Raw genomic sequence first — 22368 nt, forward strand, 5'->3', positions numbered from 1 at the left:
GCACGATGCGGCGGAAACACTTGATATGGGCAGCGCGCGCGCCAGTTTGACTCTATAGCAGAAGAGGAGATCGCCATGACACGGAAAATTGCAAGAAAGGCGCGGGTGATGGGGCAGGTGCAGGGCGTCGCGTTTCGCACCTGGACGCAGGCTGAGGCGCGAAAGCGCGATCTGCACGGTTGGGTCAGGAACAACGATGACGGATCGGTTTCCGCGATGTTCATCGGACCGGAAGACGCGGTAGAGGAAATGCTGGACCGGCTGCGCGACGGCCCCGGTGCGGCGGCGGTGCGCGACATAGAGGTCGAGAAACTGCCCGCCTCGCCGGATATTTCGGGATTCGAGATCACCGGCTGACAGAAACACGGGCTGTTTCGGCGCGGCGCTGATGTTGTGAATTGAAATCTGTCCATAATTCGGACAGGATGGATTCAGAGGCAATCAGTGTCGGACAAGAGAGGATAACCTCCGCTATCCCGGCACAAGCGGAGCAGTGAAATGCGTTTAGTCATTATGTTTGTGCTGGTATCTGTACTGGCAAGCTGCGGCGGCGGCAACCGGACTGTCGTGAAATCCGGGGGCGCGGTAATGCGCCTGTCAACCGGACCGATCAGCAAGGCGTGCATGGCCTCTGATCGCAAGGCGCGTAATCCGCAGCTATGTGGCTGCATCCAGACCGTGGCCAACCAGACGCTTGACGGCGGCGATCAACGCATGGCCGCACGGTTCTTTTCCGACCCGCATCAGGCGCAGGAAATCCGCCAGTCCGACCGGCTGAACCACGAGGTTTTCTGGAAGAAGTACAAGGCCTTTGCGGGGAACGCCGAGCGTCTTTGCCGGTAGAGGCAGGCGCTGTTCCCAGCGCTGACTGTCCCCGTGCCTGATCTGTCAGGCCGGTGGTTTTCCCTGTATTAACGAGGCTGCCGCGTGACGACCGGGCGTGTTTGTCCGCGCTCGGGGCGCGATTGGTGGCTTGACGGGGGGGCGGGTTAGTTTCAGAAAAGATGAAACTGTCTGCGGGGGCAAACCGGTGATAAGTGGTGTAACGGTGAAGGGTCTGGAAGTGTTCGAGGCGCTGGCGGCGACGGGATCGGTGGCGCTGGCGTCAGAGCGGACCGGGCTGAGCCAGCCGGCTGTCAGCCAGCAGATGCGCAATCTGGAAACGGCGCTGGATGTTGATCTTCTGGACCACCGGCGCAGGCCGATGCAGCTGACAGCGGCGGGGCGGAGTTTCTTGCAACGCACACAATCGGTTCTAAGCCAGTTGCGTCTGGCGCAGAGCGAATTGCGGGTGATGGACCTCACCCATCTGAGCACGCTGAATCTGGGGATGATTGACGATTTCGACAATGATCTGACGCCGCGGCTGGTGACGATCCTTGCCGACAGCATGACGCGGTGCCAGTTCAAGCTGATCTCGGCCCCCAGTCACGAAATCAGCGCCGCCTTGGTGGACCGGAAACTGCATGTCGCGGTGGCGGCCAGCGCCGGAGATCCGTTGGAGGGTGTGACGGAATATCCTTTGGTTCGAGACCCTTACATATTGGTTGCGCCGCGCGGATCGGGTGCGCCTGATGCTGTGATGAACGCGCGGCCCTTCCTGCGCCATGACCGCGCGCAACTGATCGGGCGGCAGATCGAATCGCATCTGGCGCGGCAGGGGCTGAACTGGCCTTCGAGGTTCGAGATCGGGCCGCATCTGTCATTGATGGCGCTGGTGGCGCGCGGTGTGGGCTGGGCCGTGACGACACCGCTGGGCTATATGCGGGCGGCCCGGTTTCACGCCGAGATCGAGGCCCATCCGGTGCCTTTCGAGCCGTTCTCGCGCCGGATCTCGCTGTTTGCGGGGGCCGATTGGGCCGATCAGGTGCCGCGCGACGTGGCACAGACCATGCGGATGCTGCTGACCGATATGGTGATCGAGCCGGCGCTGCGCCAATTGCCTTGGCTGGAGGGGGACTTGCGGGTGCTGGAGGCTTAGTTCGCCGTGTTGTCCGCAAATTCAGCTTTTTCGAATCTGTCGTTTCTGTTCAGCTCAGGCCGGCATTACGAGTCGAAGAACGCGCGGGCCGACGCCTCGAATTCACGCGGTTTTTCAGCGTGCAGCCAATGCCCCGCCCCGGTGACCTTCGCGAACCGTGCCTTGGGAAACAGGTCGCGGATCGTGCTGCGATGTTCGGGCAGGACGTAATCGCTGTCGCTGCCGGACAGAAACAGCGTCGGCTTGTCGAAATTTCCACTCATCTCGGGAAAGCCGAGGACTTTGGGCATTTCGGCGTCCAGCGCGTCAAGGTTCAGCTTCCATCGGCGTTCCTTGACGTCGAGCGACTGGGTGAAGAAGGCCTGCAAGGTCTTGTCCTCGACCGTGCGGGCCAGTTGTTCGGACGCGTCAGAGCGTTTCTCGACCGTGCCGAGGTCAACACTGCGCATGGCCTCGATGAACTGGGCCTGCGTGTGGCCGTAGGTGACCGGCGCAATGTCGGCGACCAGCAGACGGTGCAGCAGGTCCGGTTCCTGAAGTGCCAGCGTCATCGCCGCCTTGCCGCCCATTGAATGGCCGATCACGTCGGCGGGGGCGTCCAGCGTGCGGATCACCTGCGCCAGATCCTCGGCCATGTCGGGATAACCATGCCTGTCCGACCAGAAGCTGTCGCCGTGATTGCGCATGTCGACGGCGATGACCTGACGGCTGTCAGCCAGACGACGGGCGATCACCGACCAGTTGCGGCCAGACCCGAACAGGCCATGCACGATCAGGAGGGGCGGGCGCGAGGTTTTCTCACCGAATGTCAGCAGGGTCAGCATGAGAGCACTTTTAGCCTTTGGTGCCGGGCATTTCCAGTGATTTGACGGGGTTGATCCGACGTGGGGCGTGAGGTGATCCGGTGCCGCAGGGGGGTCATCGCCTGAGGCCCGCACCCGTATGCCACAGATGGGTTCGGCTGCCGCCTTCGTCCATTTCGATCAGCGCCGGGAACGGGCCGTCATCGGCGCGGTGCAGCGGGTCGGGCAGGATGCCGATGCTCATGGCAAGCGCTGCAAGCTCTGGGCGGCTGGCGGCGCCGGTGCGTTGCATCAGGGCATTCATCCGTTGACGCACTGCAGAGACAGAAATGCCCAGTTTCTGCGCGATGGCTTTGTCTTTGTTGCCCAGACCGATCAGGCGCAGCAGCTCTTGCTGCTTGTCGGTGATCTGGTTTCGGTTGGTGAATTCCTGCGCGAAGTGGTAGATATAGCGCTGATGGCCGGCCAGCGCGGCGGCATGCAATGTCCAGCCATGTGCCTTGACGATCGCGATCATCTCGCGCCGCGAATGATCGCCGGCAAAGGTCAGCAACCCGGATTGCGGTGGCGCATGCTGGCGCAGGGGGATTGAAAAGCCGGCCCGCATCCCGCGCTTTGCGGCCTCGCGCAGAAGGTTCACACGGGTGGCGGGGATGTGGTGATATTCCTCGACAAATTCCAGCCCGATGGTGATTGGCGTCAGGCAGTGCATCGCGTGGCTGCGGAAATACGACCAGCGATCATTGTCCGGGTCCAGCTTGAGTTCCTGCATCCATCGGGAATCGTAGGACGTGCGGATAAACAACGTCTTTTTCCAGTCAGTGTAGCCGCTGGTAGAGAAGAAATCGACAAAGGGCAGGCGCAGGTCCCGCCCCAGTCCGACGATCAGTTGCCAGACTTGTGTGGAGTGGGTTGTGGTTTCGAGATCGCACAGGAACTTCTGGAGAAGATCCGGCACATAGCGTTCGGCCTCGATAAGGGGGCGACGTTCAGCGGGGGGCGCTTCAGACAGTTTCGTCCTCCAGATGCAGCTTCATGTCGATCAGAACTTGTTGCAGGGTGAGGGTTTCCTTGAGCATCCGCTTGGCTTCGTTCACCGTGATGACACCATCCTGAATGGAAATCTGGTATTCGGCCATCAGCATGGCGAATCGCTGGCTAAGCTTGATGACATCGGTATTGACCCCGCCGGGGCTGTCAGAGTTGCTGCGGCGGTCGTCCAGAGAAATGGTCAACCCGCGCAGTTCCGACAGCGCGGCGGTGACATGCGGATAGCTGGCAGCCCCTTCCAGCCGGGCGACGGCGTCAATCGGCATGAACCGGTCTGCATGTTCCTCGTGGTCTGAATAATAGCGGCCGAGCGTTGCCTTGGATTTGCCGGTGATGTCGCAGGCGGGCTCGATGCCTACATCTTTCACCAGCGCCTCGGTGTGTTTTTTCAGGTAACTCCCGATGGTGTTCATCCGCATTCCTCATCTGCCAGTCGTCACGGGAAATTCAACCCGCGGTTCCCCTTAATCGTATAGAATGGAAATGTCATTTATAAAGCAAGCCCACGATAGAGCGGGTCTTGTAAAGAGTTGCCGCTTTGCGGTGTGGTTTGAAAGGGGACTTGTCGGTCCTGGCCAGTTGGCCGAACCTGACGGGGCGTGTATTCCTTGGTCACCTGTGCCGGGAATGGTTAAATGTTTTGCGACGGCAAGCATCATGTCGGTGTGAGCCCCCTTCCTGCCTGCATGGGCTTGTCGTCGCGTTTTTATCCGTTGTCTCGCGCCGATCCGGCTTGAGGGGCGCGCGTGGCTGCGGCATATCGTGTGCCATGGCAAAGCTGTATTTCCACTATTCCACGATGAATGCCGGCAAGTCGACCTTGCTGTTGCAGGCGTCTTACAACTACCGCGAACGCGGGATGGATACCTACCTGCTGACCGCACAGGTGGATCAGCGCGCAGGGGCCGCGCGGATCGGGTCGCGCATCGGGATTTCTTCCGAAGCCGACACGTTTGTTGCGGGCGATGATCTTTATGCCCGGATTGCCGAGAAACTGGCCAGCGGGCGGATTGCCTGCGTCTTTGTTGACGAGGCGCAGTTTCTGGACCCCGAACAGGTCTGGCAACTGGCCCGTGTGGCCGATGATCTGAAACTGCCGGTGATGTGCTACGGGCTGCGCGTCGATTTCCGGGGCGAGCTGTTCCCCGGATCGGCCACTCTGTTGGCGCTGGCTGACGTGCTGCGCGAGGTGCGTACCATTTGCCATTGCGGGCGCAAGGCCACGATGGTGGTCCGGCAGGATCAGGACGGTCGGGTGCTGCGCGACGGGGCGCAGGTGCAGATCGGCGGGAACGAGGCCTATGTCTCGCTGTGCCGCCGCCACTGGCGCGAGGCCGTGGGCGACCGTCCGGGCGGCTAGGCCTCAGTGCATCTTGCCGCCATCGGGCACCGGGGCTTTGGGGCCGATCAGCACGATATCGCCATTCTCATCCGACAGTCCCAGCGTCAGGCATTCCGACATGAACGGCCCGATCTGGCGCGGCGGGAAATTGACCACGGCCAGCACCTGTTGGCCGATGATGCCCTCGGGGTCATAATGCTGGGTGATCTGGGCCGAGCATTTCTTCTGCCCGATCTCTGCGCCGAAATCGATCCACAGCTTGATGGCAGGCCGCCGCGCCTCGGGGAAAGGTTCCGCGCGGGTGACGGTGCCGACACGGATGTCGAGTTTCAGGAAATCGTCGATTGTAACCTCAGCCATTGGCAAGCGCCCTTGAGCGATCGGCGGCTGCGGCCACGGTGTCTTTCATCAGCGGGGGCAGGCCTTTGGTCGTGTCCATCAGCACCTCAAGCCCGGCCTGCGTGGTGCCATTGGGCGAGGTGACGTTCTTGCGCAGCTGCGCGGGGGGTTCATCGGCAGCTTCGGCCAGCGCGCCTGCGCCTGCGACGGTGGCTTTGGCGAGCGTCATGGCCAGATCGGGGGCCAGCCCCTGCGCCTCGCCCGCCGCCGCCAGACATTCGATCATGTGAAAGACGTAAGCCGGGCCAGAGCCGCTGACGCCGGTGACGGCATCCATCTGCGCCTCTGCGTCCAGCCGGACGGTCTGGCCCACGGCTTGCAACAGATCTTCGGCCATCGCCATCTGTTCTTCTGACGCGATGCTGTTGGCGATCAGAGCGGTGATGCCACGGCCCACGGCGGCGGGGGTGTTGGGCATGGCGCGGATGATCGGGGTCTTGTCGCCCAGAAGCGAGGCATAGGTGGCGATGCCGATGCCCGCCGCAACCGACAGGAACAGGGTGCTGCCATTGCCATAGCTTTTCAGCGTCGGCAGCGCGTCCTGCATCATCTGGGGTTTTACGGCGATCAGCACGATGGCGGGATCTTCGGGCAGGGTGGCGTTCAGGTTCACGCCCTGCGCGGTCAGCCAGTCCGAGGGGTTGGGATCGTTGACCCAGACGGAACCGGCGGGCAGTCCGCCTTTCAGCCAGCCTTCGAGCATGGCCGACCCCATCTTGCCGCAGCCCAGAAGCACAAGGCCACGGTTTGCAAGTTCCGTCATGTTCATCGCAGATCCCCCGTCGGAAATTTCCTTAACGGGGGACAGTGTTACGCGCGACCGTAGGCCTCTGCAATGGCGACCTGAAGCGCGTCTTTCGGTGCCTGATCGCCCCAGACCATCAGTTGGAACGCGGGGTAATAGCGTTCAGCACTCAGCACGGCGGCGGTGATCATCGTATCGATCTGATCGGGGCTCGCGACCTGACCGCCTGCAAGGATCAACCCGTAGCGATAGACCATCAGCTTTGGCTCTGCCCAGTAGCTGAACGCGCCTGCCCAGCATTGGTCATTCACCAGGTTGAGGCCTTCGTGCAGCGCGGGCATCTTTTCGGGCGGCGGGTCCATGTCGAAGGTGCAGATCATCCGCAGGGTTTCGTCATAGGCCGACCAGGCCAGGGTGATCGAATAGGTTCGCCATTGCCCAACAACGGCCATCGCGATTTGATCGTCACCGACGCGGTCGAAATCCCATTCGTGGTTCTCGGCCAGATGTTCGACGATGTCGATCGGGTGAAGGTCTTCTTCGAGATATTGTTCGGACAGTGCCATGGCGCCACCTCATTTTGTTGTAGCGCGGGTGCCGGGCGGCGGCCCCTAGCGCTTGGTGCCTGCTCTAGGGTGAGGGGGAAATCCCGTAACCCTTACAACATATGGTGAGGGCTGTGCTTCTGGCTGTAAAGCTAAATATTCGTGACACACGCAATAAGTTGTGGATTAACCGGTCGTCCCTACCAGACTGCGCGCTGGGCAGGGTGGTCCTGTGTTCAACTGATGCAAATCACGGACGATATGCGGACGTGCGAAACGCTATGGGCCCGGCAGGGCAGGTGCACCGTAGTACCCAGCCAGGGCCAGTCGTTTCGGTTCATCGCGAGTTGTGAAGATGCCCGTGGGGTGAGGCGATGCGATGCGTCAAAGGGACCTGTTCAACAGGTCTTTCTTGTTTTTAAGATGCCTCGCGATCAGCTTTTTTTGCTGCGGAGCGGACGGGATGAGGCGGGCAGATTTGGGGATATACTTCAAATCTGCGATTTGCGGAAGGATCGTCAGGATTTCTTCTCGCGCGTCGGGACCGACTGATTTCAACGCTTCCGGTCCCGTGAGCAGGCTTTCGGCCCCGGTTCCTTCCACATGGAGGATTTCGTGAGCATCGAGGAGAATATGATAGTATTCTACAACATCAAAAGCATCGTCGATGAATATTCCGGGCAACTCGGTCAGCTTGATGGCCGGGATCAACACCTCGGCAGCGCCGAACATCCGTTTCGCAATTTTCGATTGCACCAGCACCCTATGCTGGCGCGAGACGACAAGATCGCGCGTCGGAAGCCCATCACCAAGCGCGCCAGCCAGAATACGTACCGGGCGCAGCTTCGGGTTTGCGTCGAGTTCGGCCTTGCTCAACTTGCGGTGACCGATCCAGCGGATTGGGACCGCACCGTGATCCCGCGTCAAGACCAGATCGCCTGCCGCAAGGCTTTCTACAACACGTTCACCACACGGACAGCTGACAAGCGCACCTTTTGAGAAACAAAGCGGCAAGGTGTTTTGCCGATCCGCACTTAGGTTATATGCTTCATTGGTTGTGCCAGTTGGGTAAATGGGCGACAGCAATTGCAAGGATTGTATTGGTTGCGCAGTAATTGCGGCCTGATCTGCGTTTGCAGTGACTTCAGGAGCCCAGTATGTGTTGCCCAGCGTATCTTGAAAGAGGACCGCAGAAATGTTCGCCGTCGTCCCATCCACATAGGTGATGGTCGCGTTAAACAGCATGGTTGCATCATGCGTTTGTGCAGGCCCGCCATCGATGCTGAACTGATCATTGGAAACATTGTTGTCAGTGTCGTAAGCTCCTGCGGTGCCGCCGCTGAAGCCATTGCCCGCAGGCGAAAACTCATGGCGATCGAAAGAAAGCGGGTTTGCAGCGGAACCGTAGGTGCCCAAGGCAAGGTTCACCGCAGTTGTGGAAAGCAAGTTGTTGCCTTCCACCGGATCCCAAATTGGCGTCAGACCCAACGAAAAAACAGTAAATGTCGTGGCCATTGCCGTATCCTTGGATGCCTGATCGTTAAACCCATGTTAATCTGCGTTCATAATCAAGTCAAAGAGGAACAAGCTGAGTTCCCGATGGTGGTTAAGAACGTTGGGCCCATGATTTGGTTTTGTCGTTGTCTTCAAACGCGTGCGATCGCATGGCGTCAGGAAGAGTGTTCATTCTTCAATATGGCCAGCAACGCGGCGCTGGCGCGGATGAGCATGCCTGCCAAAACGGTCTGCAAGGCATCGGGCGGACAAGCCGGCAGTCGCAGGCGGATGTCGGGCGTTCCCTTCGCGCTGCCTGTTCGAACTAATTTAACACGCGCGGCAGACGTGTCACGAACGCCGTGAAGTGTCGGAAATTCATGCGTTCACGCAGTGAAATGTTCCGGTCGAACACGTCTTGCCCTGCGCCAAGCAGTAAGCAAGCAGTAAGACAGGCCCTTGGTGGGCCTGCCTTTTGAAGCGCTGCGCGACGAGAGCCGGCGTTCGCTTATTTTGAAGGGCCTGTTGTCTTTGCTGCCGCAGATTTGGCCGTGCTTGCCGAATTGGACGCAGAGGCGGATTTCGGCTCTGCCGTTTTGGCAGGTGCAGTGCGCGTCGTGGTTTTTGCCGGGGCGGTGGCGGCAGCGGTCTTGGACGCAGGCTTGGCCGCCGGTTCAGCGGGCGTCTTGGCCGGTGTACTCATGGCAGGCTTTTCGGTGGGCTTGCCAGCCGGCACAGCGGTTTTGTCGGCAGCGTTCACGTCGGGCGCTGCGGTCTTTTCGGTCGACCTGGCTGCGGATGAGGCTGGCTTTGCGGCCGAAGTCGCGGCTTTTTTGCTTGCACTCAGGGTCGAGGTTGCAGGCTTTTCGGCTGGCTTGGCCGCCGCAGCAGTGGCCTTGGGCGCGGTTTTTTCCGCCGAAGCATCCCCTTTGGCCGATGTGTTCACGGCAGGCTTTGCCGCGTTCTTGACGGATTTGACGCCAGCTTTGGCGGGCTTGGCAGTGGCAGTCACCGGCTTGCCAGTCGCTTTTGCGGGCTTGGCAGCTTTTTGACCGGACGGTTTTGTCGCAGCGGGGGCGGCTTTGGTCAGGTTCTCGCCAGCGTTTGTCATCAGTCCGAACGCATCGCTTTGCGCTTTCTTGGCGATCTCGGCGAAGGTCATCATATGCGCGGTCGCCGCCTTGGAGTAGCTGGATGCGACAACCGACATCGCGCGGGCATAATCTGTCGGTTGCGATTTGGCCGCGGACATATCCGACAGCCCTGCCAGCGCGTCCTTGCTCCACTGTGTGGAAACATCAATCGACTTCGACGCTGCATCCAGCGCGACAGCATTGATCTTTTCGTTCAGATCGGCGGTGGACTGAAACGCGCCCGTGAGAGAGGTCACGCCGAAAGGAAACGTCGCCATTGCGTCCTTAATGATCGCGGACATGTCAGGTGTCTTGCTCATACTGAGGTTCCTTTGTTTGGCGGGAAATCTCCCGCTAGGGGGGTGCATCGGAAATTTGTGCCCGAGATACCGCGTCGCAACAGGTTGTACCCGGCGGCGCGGGGCGGCTCTTGCCCAATGCAGCAACTTAAATGCAAAAATGGCAGGCCCTTGTGGGACCTGCCTTTGCCAAGCGCGCTTTCAGAGAAAACAACGCTTGGAATAGTCACCTTACTTCGCAGCAGTCGCTGACTTTACAGCCGAAGTGGCGTCTTCGCTGAATGTCTTGCCGGCAGCCGTCATCAGTTCCAGCGTGTCAGCCTGAGCTTTCTTCGCGATTTCGGCGAAGGCTGTCATGTGCTCTGTCGCGGCTTTGGAGTAGTTGGACACGAAATCAGTCATCGCCTGAGCATAATCTGTAGGCTGAGCTTTGGCTTTCGAAACGTCCGACATGCCTTTCAGTGTGTCCTGGGTCCACTTTGTGGACAGCGCTGTCGACTCTTCGACGGCGGTCAGGGCAACGGTGCTGATCTTTTCGTTCAGGTCAGCTGTCGATTTGAAGGCACCTTCGGCTGCGGAAGCGTCGATCGGGAAGGCAGTCATTGCGTCTTTGAACATCGCGGTCATATCAGTTGTCTTGGTCATGTCTAATTCCTTTGGCTTGGCGGGACCATTCCCGCTTTGCGTGTCTGCATTCCATATGAATGCTGCAACGCGGCAATTCAAGCCTTCATTGCTGCGATGCAGCAATTTTTTCGCAATCCCTGCCGGACAGCGACAAAGTCTGACGTCGCGTTCAAGGCGCAAGCAGACCGGAATCCTGGAGCAGGCGACCGGGCGATGATGCGCCGGGTCTTGCCGGGCCTTTCGTGGTCTCGGCAATCGCTTTGACGTGGCAACGGTGTGCCGATGTGCTTCTTCGGAACGTCTGTCCCGAAGAAGCTTGTTTGATATGTCTCCGGTCAAAAATCCGGAGTGGCGCGTGTCTCAGCGCAGGTGGTGGACGTCCTGAAGGCCGTAGACAGGTGTTTCCAGCCCTTCAAACCGCGCTTTCAATTGCAGGGCTAGATACAGCGAATAGTGCCGGGACTGGTGCAGGTTGCCGCCATGCATCCACAGGTTCTGCTGCTGCGTGGGCTTCCACATATTGCGCTGCTCGCCCTCCCAGGGACCGGGATCCTTGGTCGTGTCCGAGCCAAGCCCCCAGACCTTGCCGATCTTGTCCGCGACCTCCTGGCTGATCAGATCCGCGGCCCAGCCGTTCATCGACCCATAGCCGGTGGCCATCACCACGAGATCCGCTTCAAGCCGCGTGCCATCTGACAGCACGACGGCATCTGCCTCGAAATGATCAACCTGGCCTTTGACCAGCTTGACCTCGCCGTCAATGATCAACTGGCTGGCACCCACATCGATGTAATACCCGGAACCGCGGCGCAGGTACTTCATGAACAGGCCTGAGTTGTCATCCCCCCAGTCCAGTTCGAACCCGGCTTTTTCCAGACCGGCATAGAATTCGGCATCGCGTTCGCGCATCTGTTCATAAAGCGGGATCTGGAATTCATGCAGGATCCGGTAGGGCAAGGAGGCAAAGATCATGTCCGCCTTTTCCGTGGTCACGCCATTGGCAACGGCCTCTTCAGAATAAAGCGCGCCCATGCCGATATCCATCAGCGTATCCGACCGGACAATATGTGTGGAGGATCGCTGCACCATCGTCACATCGACATCGTGTTCCCAAAGCGCGGCACAGATGTCATGTGCCGAATTGTTCGACCCGACCACGACAACCTTCTTGCCGGTCCAGGCATCCGGCCCGTCATGTTGCGACGAGTGTTGGATTTCGCCCTTGAAATCATCCATGCCGGGAAATTCGGGCATATGCGGCTTGCCGGACATGCCCGTTGCCAGCACCAGTTGCGTGGGCTTCAGGATAACGGTTTCGCCGTCGCGGTTGACCTCGACGGTCCATTGGTTCGCGGCCTCGTCAAAGCTGGCCTTGATCACTTCGGACCGGGACCAGTAGTTCAGTTCCATCACCTTGGTATACATTTCCAGCCAGTCGCCGACCTTGTCTTTGGGCGTGAAGACCGGCCAGTTGTCGGGGAATTTCATGTAAGGAAGATGATCGTACCAGACCGGATCATGCAGGCAGAGCGATTTGTAGCGTTTGCGCCATTGGTCGCCCGGACGGTCATGCTTGTCCAGAACGATGGTCGGCACGCCAAGCTGACGCAGGCGCGCACCCAGCGCAATGCCGCCCTGACCGCCACCGACGATGACGGTATAGGGCTGGGTGTCATATCCCAGCTTCGCGGTTTCCGTCTCGCGTTCTTCCTTCCAGGTGGTCCGGTTCTTGCCGGCACCATGTTGCGCCCCCATCGGACGGCGTGTGCCACGCTGTTCCTCATGGCCCTTGAGTTCCTGCAACGCGGTCAGAAGCGTCCAGATCCGGTCGTCCTTCAGGCGCATCAGCCCCCAGCCGCGCCCGACCTCGGTCTCGAAGGTGATCCAGGCGGTGGTAACGCCGTCTTCCTCGGTCGGTGTCTCGCCGTCTTGCAGGCTGAAGTTCCGGGGCTTCACCGACGCCAGTTGGCTGTCCAGCATCTGGCCGATCTCCTCCGGGCCTTCTGCTGTCTTCAGGTTCCAGGTAAAGGCCACCAGGTCGCGCCAGTAGCTGTCAGTGGCGAACTGTTCCTTGATTCGGTCAACATCGCCATCCGGAAAAGCGGCGTTCAATGTGTCCAGCACCTGCTGCGTGCGGGTTGTCACGGTTGTATCGAGCATCGCGTATCCTCCTCATTCGCGCCTCTATTGCGTGATCCTGTGATATATCATGCGGCGGATGCCAGCTTTATCGGCAGGATAACCAAGGAAGTCCGGGGAAAGAACGGCAGGGTGTTGCACGCGCAACGGCGCGCAACACGAGGTGTCAGAGCGGAAGGGCCAATCCGGAACGGCGCACCCTCCGCATTACGGTAGAGCGGTTGACGCCCAGCCGTCGCGCCGCCTGCGCCATGTTCCAGCCGCAGGCCTCCAGGACATCCTCTAGCGAGTCCTCTTCAGGCGCGACCGGCCCGGAATCTGCCGGAACAGGCAGGTCGGGAAGGTCGATGACATCGCCATCACATAATGTGACGGCCACATCCAGAACCCGCTCCAGCTCGTGCAGGTTTCCCGTCCAGACGCGACCTGCCAACTCGGCCCTTGCAGAGGGTGAAAGCCGCAGCTCGTCCGGTGCCCGCCGCCGCAATAGCCGGTCCATCAACCAATCCAGATCCCGGCGTTTCCGCAGCGGTGGCACAGACAGAAAAGCCCCGGAAATTCGATAGAACAGAGGTTTGTGAAAACGGCCCTCATGGACAGCCTGTCCGAGATCAACGCAACTGGTTGCCACGGGGCGCAAACCGGGGCGTTCGTCCAGCAGCGCCGACAGCAGTGCCTGTACATCCGGTGGAAGCTCCTCGATCCGTCGCAGGATAAGCGTTGCGCGCATCGGGCCGGGTGGCCCCAAGGCCTCGATCAGCCTGTCCGGCGTCTGCGCGGCGCATTCGACGGTGATCAGGTCGCGATCCTTTCCCGTGGCCACATGTAGCGCCCGCGCAATCCGCATCTTGCCCGTGCCGGTTTCCCCTGAAAGGATCAATGGCACATCCGTGGTTGCCAGCCGCTCGGCCTGCATCAGCAGACGTTGCATTTCAGGGTCCGGCCCCGCCAGCGCCGCCAGAGATCCGCCTTTGCGTTGCAGCCTGCGGGTCACGGCCCCCGTCGATCTTGGTGCCTGTGGCGCGATGGCATGACCGAACAATGCGCCGCCGTCGGGCATGTTGACGACGCGGTCCTCGGTCGGCCGGTCCCGCATCAGATCAGGCAGATCGTCGACTGACAAAGCCAGAAAGGAATCGATCCGCTGGCCAAGAAGCGTTGGCGCATGTCCTCGGAACAGCTTGTCGGCACCGCGGGTAAAACCGATGATCCGGCCAGAGCCGTCCAGCGTCACCGCTGCCTCTGGATCGACGTCCAGAAACTCGGGACTGGCCGACAGCCGCAGCACCCATTCCCGGCGGCTTTGGGCCATCAGGTTGGCCATTTCGACCCGCCTTGCCGAAGCCGTCACCATGCTCATGGCCAGGTTCTGGCTGGATTTGGGGGAAGGGGACTGCAACAGCGAGATGTCCAACACCGCGGCCAGTTGGCCCATACTGTCATAAATGGGTGCCGCCGTGCAGGACAGCGCGGTGTGTGCGTTGCCGAAATGGTCGTCTTGATGGATCGTCACTGGTTCTCCGGTGACGATGCAGGCCCCCGCCGCGCTGGTCCCGGCCAGTTCTTCGGACCAGTCCGCGCCCATGAACAGCCCCGAGCCGCGCAGTTCAGTCTCAAAGTTCCGGTCGCCGAAGAAGTCGACGCAGACGCCTTTGGCATCCGTCAGCAATACGGTATAATTTTGTCGGGCAACCTGCCGGAAAAGGCTTTGCAGGCCCGAGCGCGCGGAGGCGATCATCCGTTCAGCCTGCATGCGATGTTCGCGCAGTTCCGTTTCGGTCACGATATGCGCAGGGTCGGCACGGGACGGGTCCATGCCATAAACCTCGACGCAGCGCTTCCAGGAATCCGACACCTGACTGTCCCGCCCGGTTGTACGTCCGTCCAGAACGCTTTCTATTTCCTGAACGTGATTATGCGCGATCATGTCTTCCGCTCAAAATAAGTGCAGAGTGGACATATCACGCCTGCACAGGATTTGCGACGCGCCTAAAGTTGGATCTGTGGATGGCCGGTAGTGCATGAAATCTTGCGGCGGTCGCGCTTTGGCGAGAGGTCGCGCAGACCCCTTGGCGCGCGCGTGGCGTAGCGGTATGACGGACGTCCCGAAGCCAGACAGAAAGACGCCCCGTGGACACCAGTAATCGCATCGCCCGGACCATTGCCACAGAGATCAGCGCCCAGCCGGGGCAGGTCAACGCCGCTGTTGCCTTGCTGGATGGCGGGGCAACCGTGCCGTTTGTCGCGCGCTACCGCAAAGAAGCGACGGGCGGTCTGGACGATACGCAGTTGCGCAATCTGGCCGACCGTCTGGCCTATCTGCGAGAGCTTGAAGCGCGGCGCGCGAGCATTCTGGAGTCGATCAAAGGACAGGACAAGCTGACCGACGATCTGGCTCGCGCCATCGCCAGCGCCGAGACCAAAGCGACGCTGGAAGACATCTACTTGCCTTACAAGCCCAAGCGCCGGACAAAGGCGATGATTGCGCGCGAAAACGGGCTGGAGCCGTTGCTGGAGGGCATTCTGGCTGACCGCTCTGCCGATCCGGAGGCCTTGGCAAAAGGCTATCTGTCCGAGGCCGTCGAAGGCACCAAGCAGGCGCTGGAAGGTGCGCGGGACATTCTGGCAGAGCGGCTGACGGAAGATGCGGGACTGCTGGGCAACCTGCGGGCCTTCATGCAGAAAGAGGCATTCCTGACGGCCAAGCTGGTCAAGGGGCAGGAAGAAAACGGCGCGAAATTCTCGGATTATTTCGATCACCGCGAGCGTTGGGCGGATGTGCCCTCGCACCGGGCGCTGGCGATGTTGCGCGCGTCGAAAGAGGGCGTGGTGACGGTGGATATCGCGCCCGACCCCGAAGAGGGCGCCGAGCGGGCCGAACGCATGGTCGCGGCGCGGCTGGAATGCCGCACCGATGGTGCAGGGGACGTCTGGCTGCGCAAGATGGCGGGCTGGACCTGGCGGGTGAAGCTGTCCATGTCGATGATGTTCGAACTGCTGGGCGATCTGCGCGCGCGGGCACAGGACGAGGCGATCGCGGTTTTTGCCCGTAACCTCAAGGATCTGCTGCTGGCGGCACCGGCGGGCGCGCGCGCGACGCTGGGCCTTGATCCCGGTATCCGCACGGGCGTGAAAGCGGCGGTGATCGACGCCACCGGCAAGGTGGTGGCGACGGACACGCTCTATCCGTTCCAGCCCAAGAACGACACGCGCGGCGCGCAAGAGGCGATCCTGCGGCTGATCAAGGGCCATGGCGTTGATCTGATTGCCATCGGCAACGGCACTGCCAGCCGGGAAACCGAACGGCTGGTCGCCGAGACGCTGAAATTGCTGCCAGCGGACGTGAAACAGCCCACGAAGGTTGTGGTGTCAGAGGCCGGCGCCTCGGTCTATTCGGCGTCGGAACTGGCGGCGCGGGAGTTTCCCGATCTGGACGTTTCCTTGCGCGGTGCCGTTTCGATTGCGCGGCGCTTGCAGGACCCGCTGGCCGAACTGGTCAAGATCGAACCCAAAAGCATCGGCGTCGGCCAATATCAGCATGATGTCGACCAATCGCGCCTGTCCAAATCGCTGGAGGCGGTGGTCGAGGATGCGGTGAACGCGGTGGGCGTGGATCTCAACACCGCCTCCGCGCCGCTGCTGGCGCATGTCTCGGGCCTTGGGCCGGGTCTGGCGGAATCCATCGTGGCGCATCGTGACAGCAACGGGGCATTCGCGGCCCGGAAGGAATTGCTGAAAGTCGCGCGGCTGGGGCCAAGGGCGTTCGAGCAATGCGCGGGGTTTCTGCGCATCCGGGACGGCAAGGAACCGCTGGACGCGTCGTCGGTTCACCCCGAAGCTTACGGCGTGGCGCGCCGGATCGTGAAAGCCTGCGGGCGCGATCTGCGGTCGATCATGGGCGATAGTGGCGCGCTGAGCGGATTAAAGCCTGAGGATTTCGTCGATGACAGCTTTGGCCTGCCCACCGTGCGCGACATCCTGTCGGAACTGGAAAAGCCCGGCCGCGACCCGCGCCCGGAATTCAAGACGGCCAGCTTTGCCGATGGGGTAGAGGACATCAAGGATCTCAAGCCCGGCATGGTTCTGGAAGGCACGGTCAGCAATGTCGCGGCCTTCGGCGCATTTGTCGACATCGGCGTGCATCAGGACGGGCTGGTGCATGTCAGCCAGTTGGCCGACCGCTTCGTGAAAGACCCGCATGAGGTGGTCAAGGCCGGTGACGTGGTCAAGGTCCGCGTGACCGAGGTGGACGTGCCGCGCAAACGCATCGGGCTGACGATGCGCAAGGATGGCGGGGATTCTGCCCGGTCTGCAAAGGCAGAGCGTGATGCCGCCCCAGGCGCGGCGAGGGGTGGCCCCGGCGGCAAAGGCAGTAATGGCGGTGGCCGCGGTCCGGGCAAGGGGCCGCGAGGTGCCTCCAGCCATTCAAGCAAGCCCGCAGGCAAACCGGACCAACCGGGCGCTTTCGGTTCGGCGCTGCTGGACGCGCTGAAGAAGAAATAGGGCAGGGCCAGGGGCCAAGCGTCGGACCTGACGGGTGGCTCGCGCGACCACAGCGTGACGGTCGGCGCAGAGCTGCGCCCGCTTGTCCGCCTATTTCCCCAACAGCCTTAACAGCCCTTTGGCGGCCTCCTCCTCCAGCTTGCGTTGGAGGGCATCTTCGATGCTGTCGCCTTGTTCGACCGTGACGCCCAGCTCCTTCTCCAGCTTCTCGCTGACCTGGCTGCGGACCTTGTCTTCCAGTTCCTTGCGCTCTTCGGCGAGGTTGCGGTCAATCGCTTCGCCCATATCCGCGCGAATGGCGGGCGCGCCCCACGGCCCCTTGATGCGGACCGGGATGGCCAGCCCGCGCCCGTCGCGTGCATTCAGCGCCGTCGGGACGACCAGATAATCCAGGGTCCGCGCGCCGAGGTTCACCTTGCCCTCGCCCTCGGCCGTGATGCCGGGCAGGGACATCAGCAGGTCGCTGTTGCGCAACACGCCGCCCGCGATGGTGTAGCTGGCGGTGAGCGTATCAAAGACGGTGGTGCCGCCGCCAACACCGCCCGCGCGGAAAAGCTGATCCAGATCGATGCCGGAAATCCTGCCGGGGCCGGCCTTCACCGACCCGTCGCCTTTCAGCGAGGACATGATCGCGGCAGTGCTTTGCCCGACACCAAGGAAATTCAGCGTGGCGTCGGCCTTGCCGGAGAACCGGCTGACGTCCGCGGCGTCTTTCAGCAGCGTCTGCATCTCGACGCCGGAAGCGCGCAGCTTGCCGCCGACCGACAGGCCGTTGCGGTTGTTGGCAACAAATTCGCCGGTGACCAGGCCGTCATAGGCACGCACTTCGTTGAGGGCAAAAACCGCGCGCGACCGATCGAGCGTCATTACAGTGCGAGTCTTGCCAAGCTTCAGCGTACCAAGATCAATGGCTCCGGCCTCCAGCGAAATCTCTCCGTCAAAGGCGGCGAGGCCGGATGCGTCGAAGGGGGCTGTGGACCAGCCGGAAGACCCGCCAGAGCCGCCACCGGACCCGCCGCTGCCGCCCGCACCCCCCTGCGCGAGGCCGGAGAAATCCAGCGCATCGGCGTTGAGGCGCGCGGTGATGCGCGGCTTGGCCGCCAACGCGATGTCAGCGGCGGCCTGCAATCTGTTGCCATCCAGAGTGAGTTTTCCGTCACGCAAGGCCAACCTGTTGCCGTCGGACAGGGTGATCTGGCCCGTGCCGCTGGCCTTGCGCCCCAAACCCTGTGGCAGATCAACGCCCGCAATGCCGAGCGCGGCCAGAAACCGCGCGGTATCGGCAAGATCAAGCGACAGGGCTCCTTGCGCTTCGGGCTTGGTGCCGAACGTGCCGTCAAACTTCGCCGTGCCGCCCGGCGCGTCCAGCGAGGCGACCAGAGGTCCGGTGGCCCCGGTCATCATCGCCTGCGGGCGGCCGATCGTGGCGGCGATGCGCACCGGGTCGCCCTCGGGCCGCAATGTCAGGTCAAACGTCGCCGGGCCCTCGCGGTCGGGCCATGCAAGGTCAAGCTCGACACCCTCCATCACCACTGGATCGGCACCCGCCGCGCGCCAGTGCAGCGACGCATCGCTTAGCCGCAGACGGTCCAGTGTGAAGACGGGGATGGTGGGGGTCTGATCGGACGAGGGGGCAGGCGCGGCCTCGGTCTTGTTGGCCTCTGTCGTCGACAGCTCCCAATTGCCGCGGCCGTCTGCGTCGGTGATCAGCGTGATACGCGGCGCGTCGGCCTCTATCATGCGAAAGGTGATGTCGCCTGACAGCAGGGCAGCCGCGTCCATTCCGATCCGCGCGGCCTGCGCGCTGAGCAGCGGGGTGTCCCCGGCCCAATCGGCATTCGCGACTTCCAACGGACCGGTGCTGATCGACAGCGTTGGCCAGAAGGTCAGCGAGACATCGCCCTGGATCGTGACCTCGCGGCCCAGCTGCTTGGACAATTGCGACGACGCAAGATGCGCGAGCCGTTCGCCTGGCAGCATCAGGACGCCGACGACGGCCAGAAGAATCAGGATGACGACCGCAGAAAGAAGGCGGAATACAAGGCGCATCGGGCTGCTCCCTTACCGATTACCATGGGGTTTTGCGCGTAGCGTGACGCGAAGGCGTGTTGCACGCAAGCGAGATGGTATCGTCTTCGCCCTTTTCTGCCGCAAAGTCCGGCTGTAAGAGGGCACATGACGCAGAACCCTCCGAATCTCCGCCCTGACCTTGCGCCGCGTGCGCGCTATGATGACAGCCGCCGTGTCGGCCAGCCGACAATCGGCATGGTCAGTCTTGGTTGCCCCAAAGCGCTGGTGGACAGTGAGCGCATCCTGACCCGGCTGCGCGCCGAAGGCTACGGCATCTCTGCCGACTATTCCGGCGCGGATGCTGTGATTGTGAACACCTGCGGATTTCTGGACACCGCCAAGGCCGAAAGCCTTGAGGCAATTGGCGAGGCGCTGAACGAAAATGGCCGCGTGATCGTCACTGGCTGTCTGGGCGCCGAGCCCGATTATATCACCGGGGTGCATCCGCGCGTTCTGGCGGTGACCGGCCCGCATCAATATGAACAGGTGCTGGACGCGGTGCATATCGCCGTGCCGCCCGATCCCGACCCGTTCATCGACCTGCTGCCCGCATCAGGCGTCAAGCTGACACCGCGCCATTACAGCTATCTGAAGATTTCGGAGGGCTGCAATCACAAGTGCAAGTTCTGCATCATCCCGGACATGCGCGGACGGCTGGCCTCGCGTCCGGCCCATGCCATCCTGCGCGAGGCGGAAAAGCTGGTTGAGAACGGCGTGAAAGAGCTGCTGGTGATTTCGCAGGACACCTCTGCCTACGGGCTGGATATCCGCCATGCCGAGGACCGTGGCCACCGCGCGCATATCACCGATCTGGCGCGCGATCTGGGGTCGCTGGGCGCTTGGGTGCGGCTGCATTACGTCTATCCCTATCCCTTCGTGCGCAATCTGATCCCCTTGATGGAGGGTGCTGCCGGGGCGGGGGACAGCAAACTGCTGCCCTATCTCGACATCCCGTTCCAGCACGCGCATCCTGATGTCCTGAAACGCATGGCGCGGCCTGCCGCCGGGTCCAAAACACTGGATGAGATCGCCGCCTGGCGCGACATCTGCCCGGACATCACGCTGCGCTCGACCTTCATCGTCGGCTATCCCGGCGAGACCGAGGCCGAGTTCCAGACCCTTCTGGACTGGATGGACGAGGCGCAACTGGATCGGGTCGGCTGCTTTCAATATGAAAACGTCGCCGGTGCGCGCTCCAACGACCTGCCGGATCATGTGCCCGCGGAGGTCAAGCAGGATCGCTGGAACCGGTTTATGGAGAAGGCGCAGGCAATTTCCGAAGCCAAATTGGAGGCCAAGGTCGGCACGTCGCAAGAGGTTATCGTGGACGATATTGATGCGGAGGGCATCGCGACCTGCCGCACCAAAGCCGATGCGCCAGAAATTGACGGCAATCTGTTCATCGACGCAGGGACCGACGCGTTGTCCGTTGGCGATATTGTCCGGGTCAAGGTCGATGAGGCCGGCGAGTATGACCTGTGGGGTGAATTGGTGTGATGCGATATGGCGTCATGCGTGCTTCTGATCGGCGTCAGAATGCGGTCTTCCGTGTCCGACCCGTAAAAAGCCTTGCGACGCCAGACGCTTAAACGCCTCGACGGTGAATATTTTCCTTGAAGCGAAGGCTCATGCGCGCAGCGTCGAGACGCAAGAGATGAGTTAACCCATTGATATTTTAAGAATAATGGAGATCGCAGGCAGATTCTGGAAAATCCGAATCATTGGGCCGTTCATTTCGATGAGAATTCGATATTTGAGCGCTTTCCATTGCCGGACCTGATGTTTCTTACAGGTCCAAAGGTCTCACCTGCACGAATTACCATAATATCGGCGGATTTACCCGGCTAAACTGGGGCGACAAAGCGTCAGGGTGACGCTAATATGATGAGGCAGCCGACAGAGCGGACCGAGGGCCCAACACCTCAGAAGCAAAGCCGGTCACAGGGAGAAATTGCCGCATCCGCACCAGTCCCGCGGTACCAGATCAAGACCCTGTGTATGCGCAAAACCTTTATCCGCCTCCGTGCGGCGTATGATTTGAACGAGTATTTTTTTATGACGAGACGACGGTGCCCCAGCAATGGGGCACCGTCATTCGTTTGAGCGGCCCAGCTTTGCGACAGGTTTTGAGGTGGACGGGCGCTGTCGAAGCATGCCCCTCAGAGCGTAAACACCATCAAACAAACTGTTCGCGGATCAGTCTTTCTTCCAGTCCATGACCGGGGTCGAACAGGATATGATGCTCGACTGACGCGTCCGAGTGGATGTCCACCACGGACACGTTGCGCACGGATTTCCCATCGGTGTCTGCCATCACCGGTCGCTTTTCCGGCTCCAGCACCTCGAACCGGACATGCGCCGATTTTGGCAGCAGCGCGCCACGCCAACGCCGTGGGCGAAAAGGCGCAACCGCCGTCAGGGCAAGCACATCCGACCGGATCGGCAGAATCGGGCCATGCGCCGAGTAGTTATAGGCGGTCGATCCAGCGGGGGTGGCCACCAGCGCTCCGTCGCAGACCAGCTCGGCCATGCGCAGTTTGCCATCGACGCTGATCCGAAGATGCGCCGCTTGCGGGCCCGCACGCAGCAACGACACCTCGTTGATCGCAAGATTCTCATGCCGCGTGCCATCGGTGGTTTCCGCCTGCATCAAAAGCGGGTTGATCACGGCCTTTTCCGCTGCGGCCAGCCGTTCCTCAAGGCCCGCTTCGCTGTATTCGTTCATCAGAAAACCGACCGTGCCTCGGTTCATGCCGTAAACCGGGGCGGGCAGGTCACGGGTGCGGTGCAGCGTTTCCAGCATGAACCCGTCGCCCCCCAGGGCCACGATCACGTCGGCATGCGGTTCGGCATGATCGCCATATTGACGGCTCAAGGCGGCAAGCGCTGCACGGGCAAGTGGCGCATCGCTGGCGCAAAAGGCGATTCGAAGGGGCATGAAAGGTGCATTCTTCCTGAAACAAGACGATACACTTCCAAAACAAACACAAGTTTCTTCGAAGAGCCAGCATTGGCGGACTGAATGATCCGGATTGTCGCTTTACGATCTTTGCACTTTGGCTGACGTGGGGTAGGAACTGGCATCCTTTCCAAACGCACCCCCGCAACCGGAGTGACCGCCTATGACCGTTCCGCCTCGAAATACTGGATTTTTCACTGAACCGCTTGCTGATCGTGACGCGGATGTTTTTGCCGCGATCACGGGCGAGCTTGGCCGCCAGCGCGACGAGATCGAGCT

General features: G+C 61.2%; 19 protein-coding genes. 6 read left to right on the forward strand and 13 right to left on the reverse strand.

The annotated features are described in order from the left end of the window. The first annotated feature begins 75 nt into the window (after window positions 1-75). The 3 genes from B8991_RS19125 to B8991_RS19135 all read left to right on the forward strand — a co-directional run bounded on the left by B8991_RS19125 (window position 76) and on the right by B8991_RS19135 (window position 1981). The gene (locus B8991_RS19125) at window positions 76-357 is read left to right on the forward strand and encodes an acylphosphatase (protein WP_084354896.1); all 282 of its coding nucleotides are present in this window, start codon (window positions 76-78) and stop codon (window positions 355-357) included. Window positions 358-498: 141 nt separating this feature from the next. Beyond that, entirely contained in the window at window positions 499-843 is a 345-nt protein-coding gene (locus B8991_RS19130; protein ID WP_084354897.1) for a hypothetical protein, read from the forward strand. A gap of 190 nt (window positions 844-1033) precedes the next feature. Beyond that, window positions 1034-1981, forward strand: coding sequence for a LysR family transcriptional regulator (locus tag B8991_RS19135; RefSeq protein ID WP_084354913.1), 948 nt, complete (start codon window positions 1034-1036; stop codon window positions 1979-1981). Between the two features lie 65 nt (window positions 1982-2046). Here B8991_RS19135 and B8991_RS19140 read toward each other — a convergent pair whose 3' ends face one another. The 3 genes from B8991_RS19140 to B8991_RS19150 form a co-directional block, all read right to left on the reverse strand. After that, window positions 2047-2805: an alpha/beta fold hydrolase gene (locus B8991_RS19140; RefSeq protein ID WP_084354898.1), complete on the reverse strand. Its 759-nt coding sequence runs from the start codon at window positions 2803-2805 to the stop codon at window positions 2047-2049. Between the two features lie 94 nt (window positions 2806-2899). Beyond that, complete coding sequence (locus B8991_RS19145; protein ID WP_084354899.1) at window positions 2900-3742, reverse strand: helix-turn-helix transcriptional regulator; 843 nt, start codon at window positions 3740-3742, stop codon at window positions 2900-2902. A 46-nt stretch (window positions 3743-3788) separates the two neighbouring features. After that, window positions 3789-4247 (reverse strand): hypothetical protein, encoded by a 459-nt coding sequence (locus B8991_RS19150; protein WP_084354900.1) that lies wholly within the window; start codon window positions 4245-4247, stop codon window positions 3789-3791. 356 nt (window positions 4248-4603) lie between these two features. Here B8991_RS19150 and B8991_RS19155 point away from each other — a divergent pair, with 356 nt between their 5' ends. Continuing rightward, on the forward strand, window positions 4604-5194 hold the full coding sequence (locus tag B8991_RS19155; protein WP_084354901.1) for a thymidine kinase: 591 nt from the start codon (window positions 4604-4606) through the stop codon (window positions 5192-5194). Window positions 5195-5197: 3 nt separating this feature from the next. On the opposite strand, the gene B8991_RS19160 is transcribed toward B8991_RS19155, so the two are convergent. The 8 genes from B8991_RS19160 to B8991_RS19195 all read right to left on the reverse strand — a co-directional run bounded on the left by B8991_RS19160 (window position 5198) and on the right by B8991_RS19195 (window position 14484). After that, window positions 5198-5536, reverse strand: a complete 339-nt coding sequence (locus B8991_RS19160) for a tRNA-binding protein (RefSeq protein ID WP_084354902.1) — start codon at window positions 5534-5536, stop codon at window positions 5198-5200. Next, window positions 5529-6344, reverse strand: a complete 816-nt coding sequence (gene proC / locus B8991_RS19165; RefSeq protein ID WP_084354903.1) for a pyrroline-5-carboxylate reductase — start codon at window positions 6342-6344, stop codon at window positions 5529-5531. The genes B8991_RS19160 and proC overlap by 8 nt, the downstream gene beginning before the upstream one ends. Before the next feature lie 41 nt (window positions 6345-6385). Further along, window positions 6386-6886, reverse strand: coding sequence for a type III secretion system chaperone family protein (locus B8991_RS19170; protein WP_084354904.1), 501 nt, complete (start codon window positions 6884-6886; stop codon window positions 6386-6388). 363 nt (window positions 6887-7249) lie between these two features. After that, window positions 7250-8380, reverse strand: a complete 1131-nt coding sequence (locus tag B8991_RS19175; RefSeq protein ID WP_084354905.1) for a Hint domain-containing protein — start codon at window positions 8378-8380, stop codon at window positions 7250-7252. 487 nt (window positions 8381-8867) lie between these two features. Next, a complete protein-coding gene (locus B8991_RS21595; RefSeq protein ID WP_179141552.1) occupies window positions 8868-9812 on the reverse strand; it encodes a hypothetical protein in 945 nt (314 codons plus the stop codon). Window positions 9813-10022: 210 nt separating this feature from the next. After that, window positions 10023-10436, reverse strand: a complete 414-nt coding sequence (locus B8991_RS19185; RefSeq protein WP_084354914.1) for a phasin family protein — start codon at window positions 10434-10436, stop codon at window positions 10023-10025. 342 nt (window positions 10437-10778) lie between these two features. Continuing rightward, the gene (locus B8991_RS19190; RefSeq protein WP_084354906.1) at window positions 10779-12578 is read right to left on the reverse strand and encodes an NAD(P)/FAD-dependent oxidoreductase; all 1800 of its coding nucleotides are present in this window, start codon (window positions 12576-12578) and stop codon (window positions 10779-10781) included. Between the two features lie 145 nt (window positions 12579-12723). Continuing rightward, window positions 12724-14484 carry a sigma-54-dependent Fis family transcriptional regulator gene (locus B8991_RS19195; protein ID WP_084354907.1) on the reverse strand — a complete coding sequence of 587 codons (1761 nt, stop codon included), beginning with the start codon at window positions 14482-14484 and terminating at the stop codon, window positions 12724-12726. 203 nt (window positions 14485-14687) lie between these two features. Here B8991_RS19195 and B8991_RS19200 point away from each other — a divergent pair, with 203 nt between their 5' ends. Further along, window positions 14688-17060: a Tex family protein gene (locus B8991_RS19200; protein WP_084354908.1), complete on the forward strand. Its 2373-nt coding sequence runs from the start codon at window positions 14688-14690 to the stop codon at window positions 17058-17060. A 90-nt stretch (window positions 17061-17150) separates the two neighbouring features. On the opposite strand, the gene B8991_RS19205 is transcribed toward B8991_RS19200, so the two are convergent. Continuing rightward, window positions 17151-19109 (reverse strand): AsmA family protein, encoded by a 1959-nt coding sequence (locus B8991_RS19205; protein ID WP_084354909.1) that lies wholly within the window; start codon window positions 19107-19109, stop codon window positions 17151-17153. A gap of 126 nt (window positions 19110-19235) precedes the next feature. Here B8991_RS19205 and rimO point away from each other — a divergent pair, with 126 nt between their 5' ends. Continuing rightward, complete coding sequence (gene rimO, locus B8991_RS19210) at window positions 19236-20627, forward strand: 30S ribosomal protein S12 methylthiotransferase RimO (protein ID WP_084354910.1); 1392 nt, start codon at window positions 19236-19238, stop codon at window positions 20625-20627. A gap of 679 nt (window positions 20628-21306) precedes the next feature. On the opposite strand, the gene B8991_RS19215 is transcribed toward rimO, so the two are convergent. Continuing rightward, a complete protein-coding gene (locus tag B8991_RS19215) occupies window positions 21307-22068 on the reverse strand; it encodes an NAD kinase (RefSeq protein WP_084354911.1) in 762 nt (253 codons plus the stop codon). Window positions 22069-22368: the final 300 nt, after the last annotated feature.

Origin of the sequence: Primorskyibacter flagellatus (assembly GCF_900176485.1) — a bacterium.
In the GTDB taxonomy this organism is placed as follows: domain Bacteria; phylum Pseudomonadota; class Alphaproteobacteria; order Rhodobacterales; family Rhodobacteraceae; genus Primorskyibacter; species Primorskyibacter flagellatus.

Excerpts from the sequence above, each read along its gene's own strand:
- B8991_RS19125 (WP_084354896.1), top strand. The coding sequence starts at position 76 with ATGACACGGAAAATTGCAAGAAAGGCGCGGGTGATGGGGCAGGTGCAG.
- B8991_RS19130 (WP_084354897.1), top strand. The coding sequence starts at position 499 with ATGCGTTTAGTCATTATGTTTGTGCTGGTATCTGTACTGGCAAGCTGC.
- B8991_RS19140 (WP_084354898.1), bottom strand. The coding sequence starts at position 2,805 with ATGCTGACCCTGCTGACATTCGGTGAGAAAACCTCGCGCCCGCCCCTC.
- B8991_RS19150 (WP_084354900.1), bottom strand. The coding sequence starts at position 4,247 with ATGAACACCATCGGGAGTTACCTGAAAAAACACACCGAGGCGCTGGTG.
- B8991_RS19155 (WP_084354901.1), top strand. The coding sequence starts at position 4,604 with ATGGCAAAGCTGTATTTCCACTATTCCACGATGAATGCCGGCAAGTCG.
- B8991_RS19160 (WP_084354902.1), bottom strand. The coding sequence starts at position 5,536 with ATGGCTGAGGTTACAATCGACGATTTCCTGAAACTCGACATCCGTGTC.
- proC (WP_084354903.1), bottom strand. The coding sequence starts at position 6,344 with ATGAACATGACGGAACTTGCAAACCGTGGCCTTGTGCTTCTGGGCTGC.
- B8991_RS19170 (WP_084354904.1), bottom strand. The coding sequence starts at position 6,886 with ATGGCACTGTCCGAACAATATCTCGAAGAAGACCTTCACCCGATCGAC.
- B8991_RS19175 (WP_084354905.1), bottom strand. The coding sequence starts at position 8,380 with ATGGCCACGACATTTACTGTTTTTTCGTTGGGTCTGACGCCAATTTGG.
- B8991_RS21595 (WP_179141552.1), bottom strand. The coding sequence starts at position 9,812 with ATGAGCAAGACACCTGACATGTCCGCGATCATTAAGGACGCAATGGCG.
- B8991_RS19185 (WP_084354914.1), bottom strand. The coding sequence starts at position 10,436 with ATGACCAAGACAACTGATATGACCGCGATGTTCAAAGACGCAATGACT.
- B8991_RS19190 (WP_084354906.1), bottom strand. The coding sequence starts at position 12,578 with ATGCTCGATACAACCGTGACAACCCGCACGCAGCAGGTGCTGGACACA.
- B8991_RS19195 (WP_084354907.1), bottom strand. The coding sequence starts at position 14,484 with ATGATCGCGCATAATCACGTTCAGGAAATAGAAAGCGTTCTGGACGGA.
- B8991_RS19205 (WP_084354909.1), bottom strand. The coding sequence starts at position 19,109 with ATGCGCCTTGTATTCCGCCTTCTTTCTGCGGTCGTCATCCTGATTCTT.
- rimO (WP_084354910.1), top strand. The coding sequence starts at position 19,236 with ATGACGCAGAACCCTCCGAATCTCCGCCCTGACCTTGCGCCGCGTGCG.
- B8991_RS19215 (WP_084354911.1), bottom strand. The coding sequence starts at position 22,068 with ATGCCCCTTCGAATCGCCTTTTGCGCCAGCGATGCGCCACTTGCCCGT.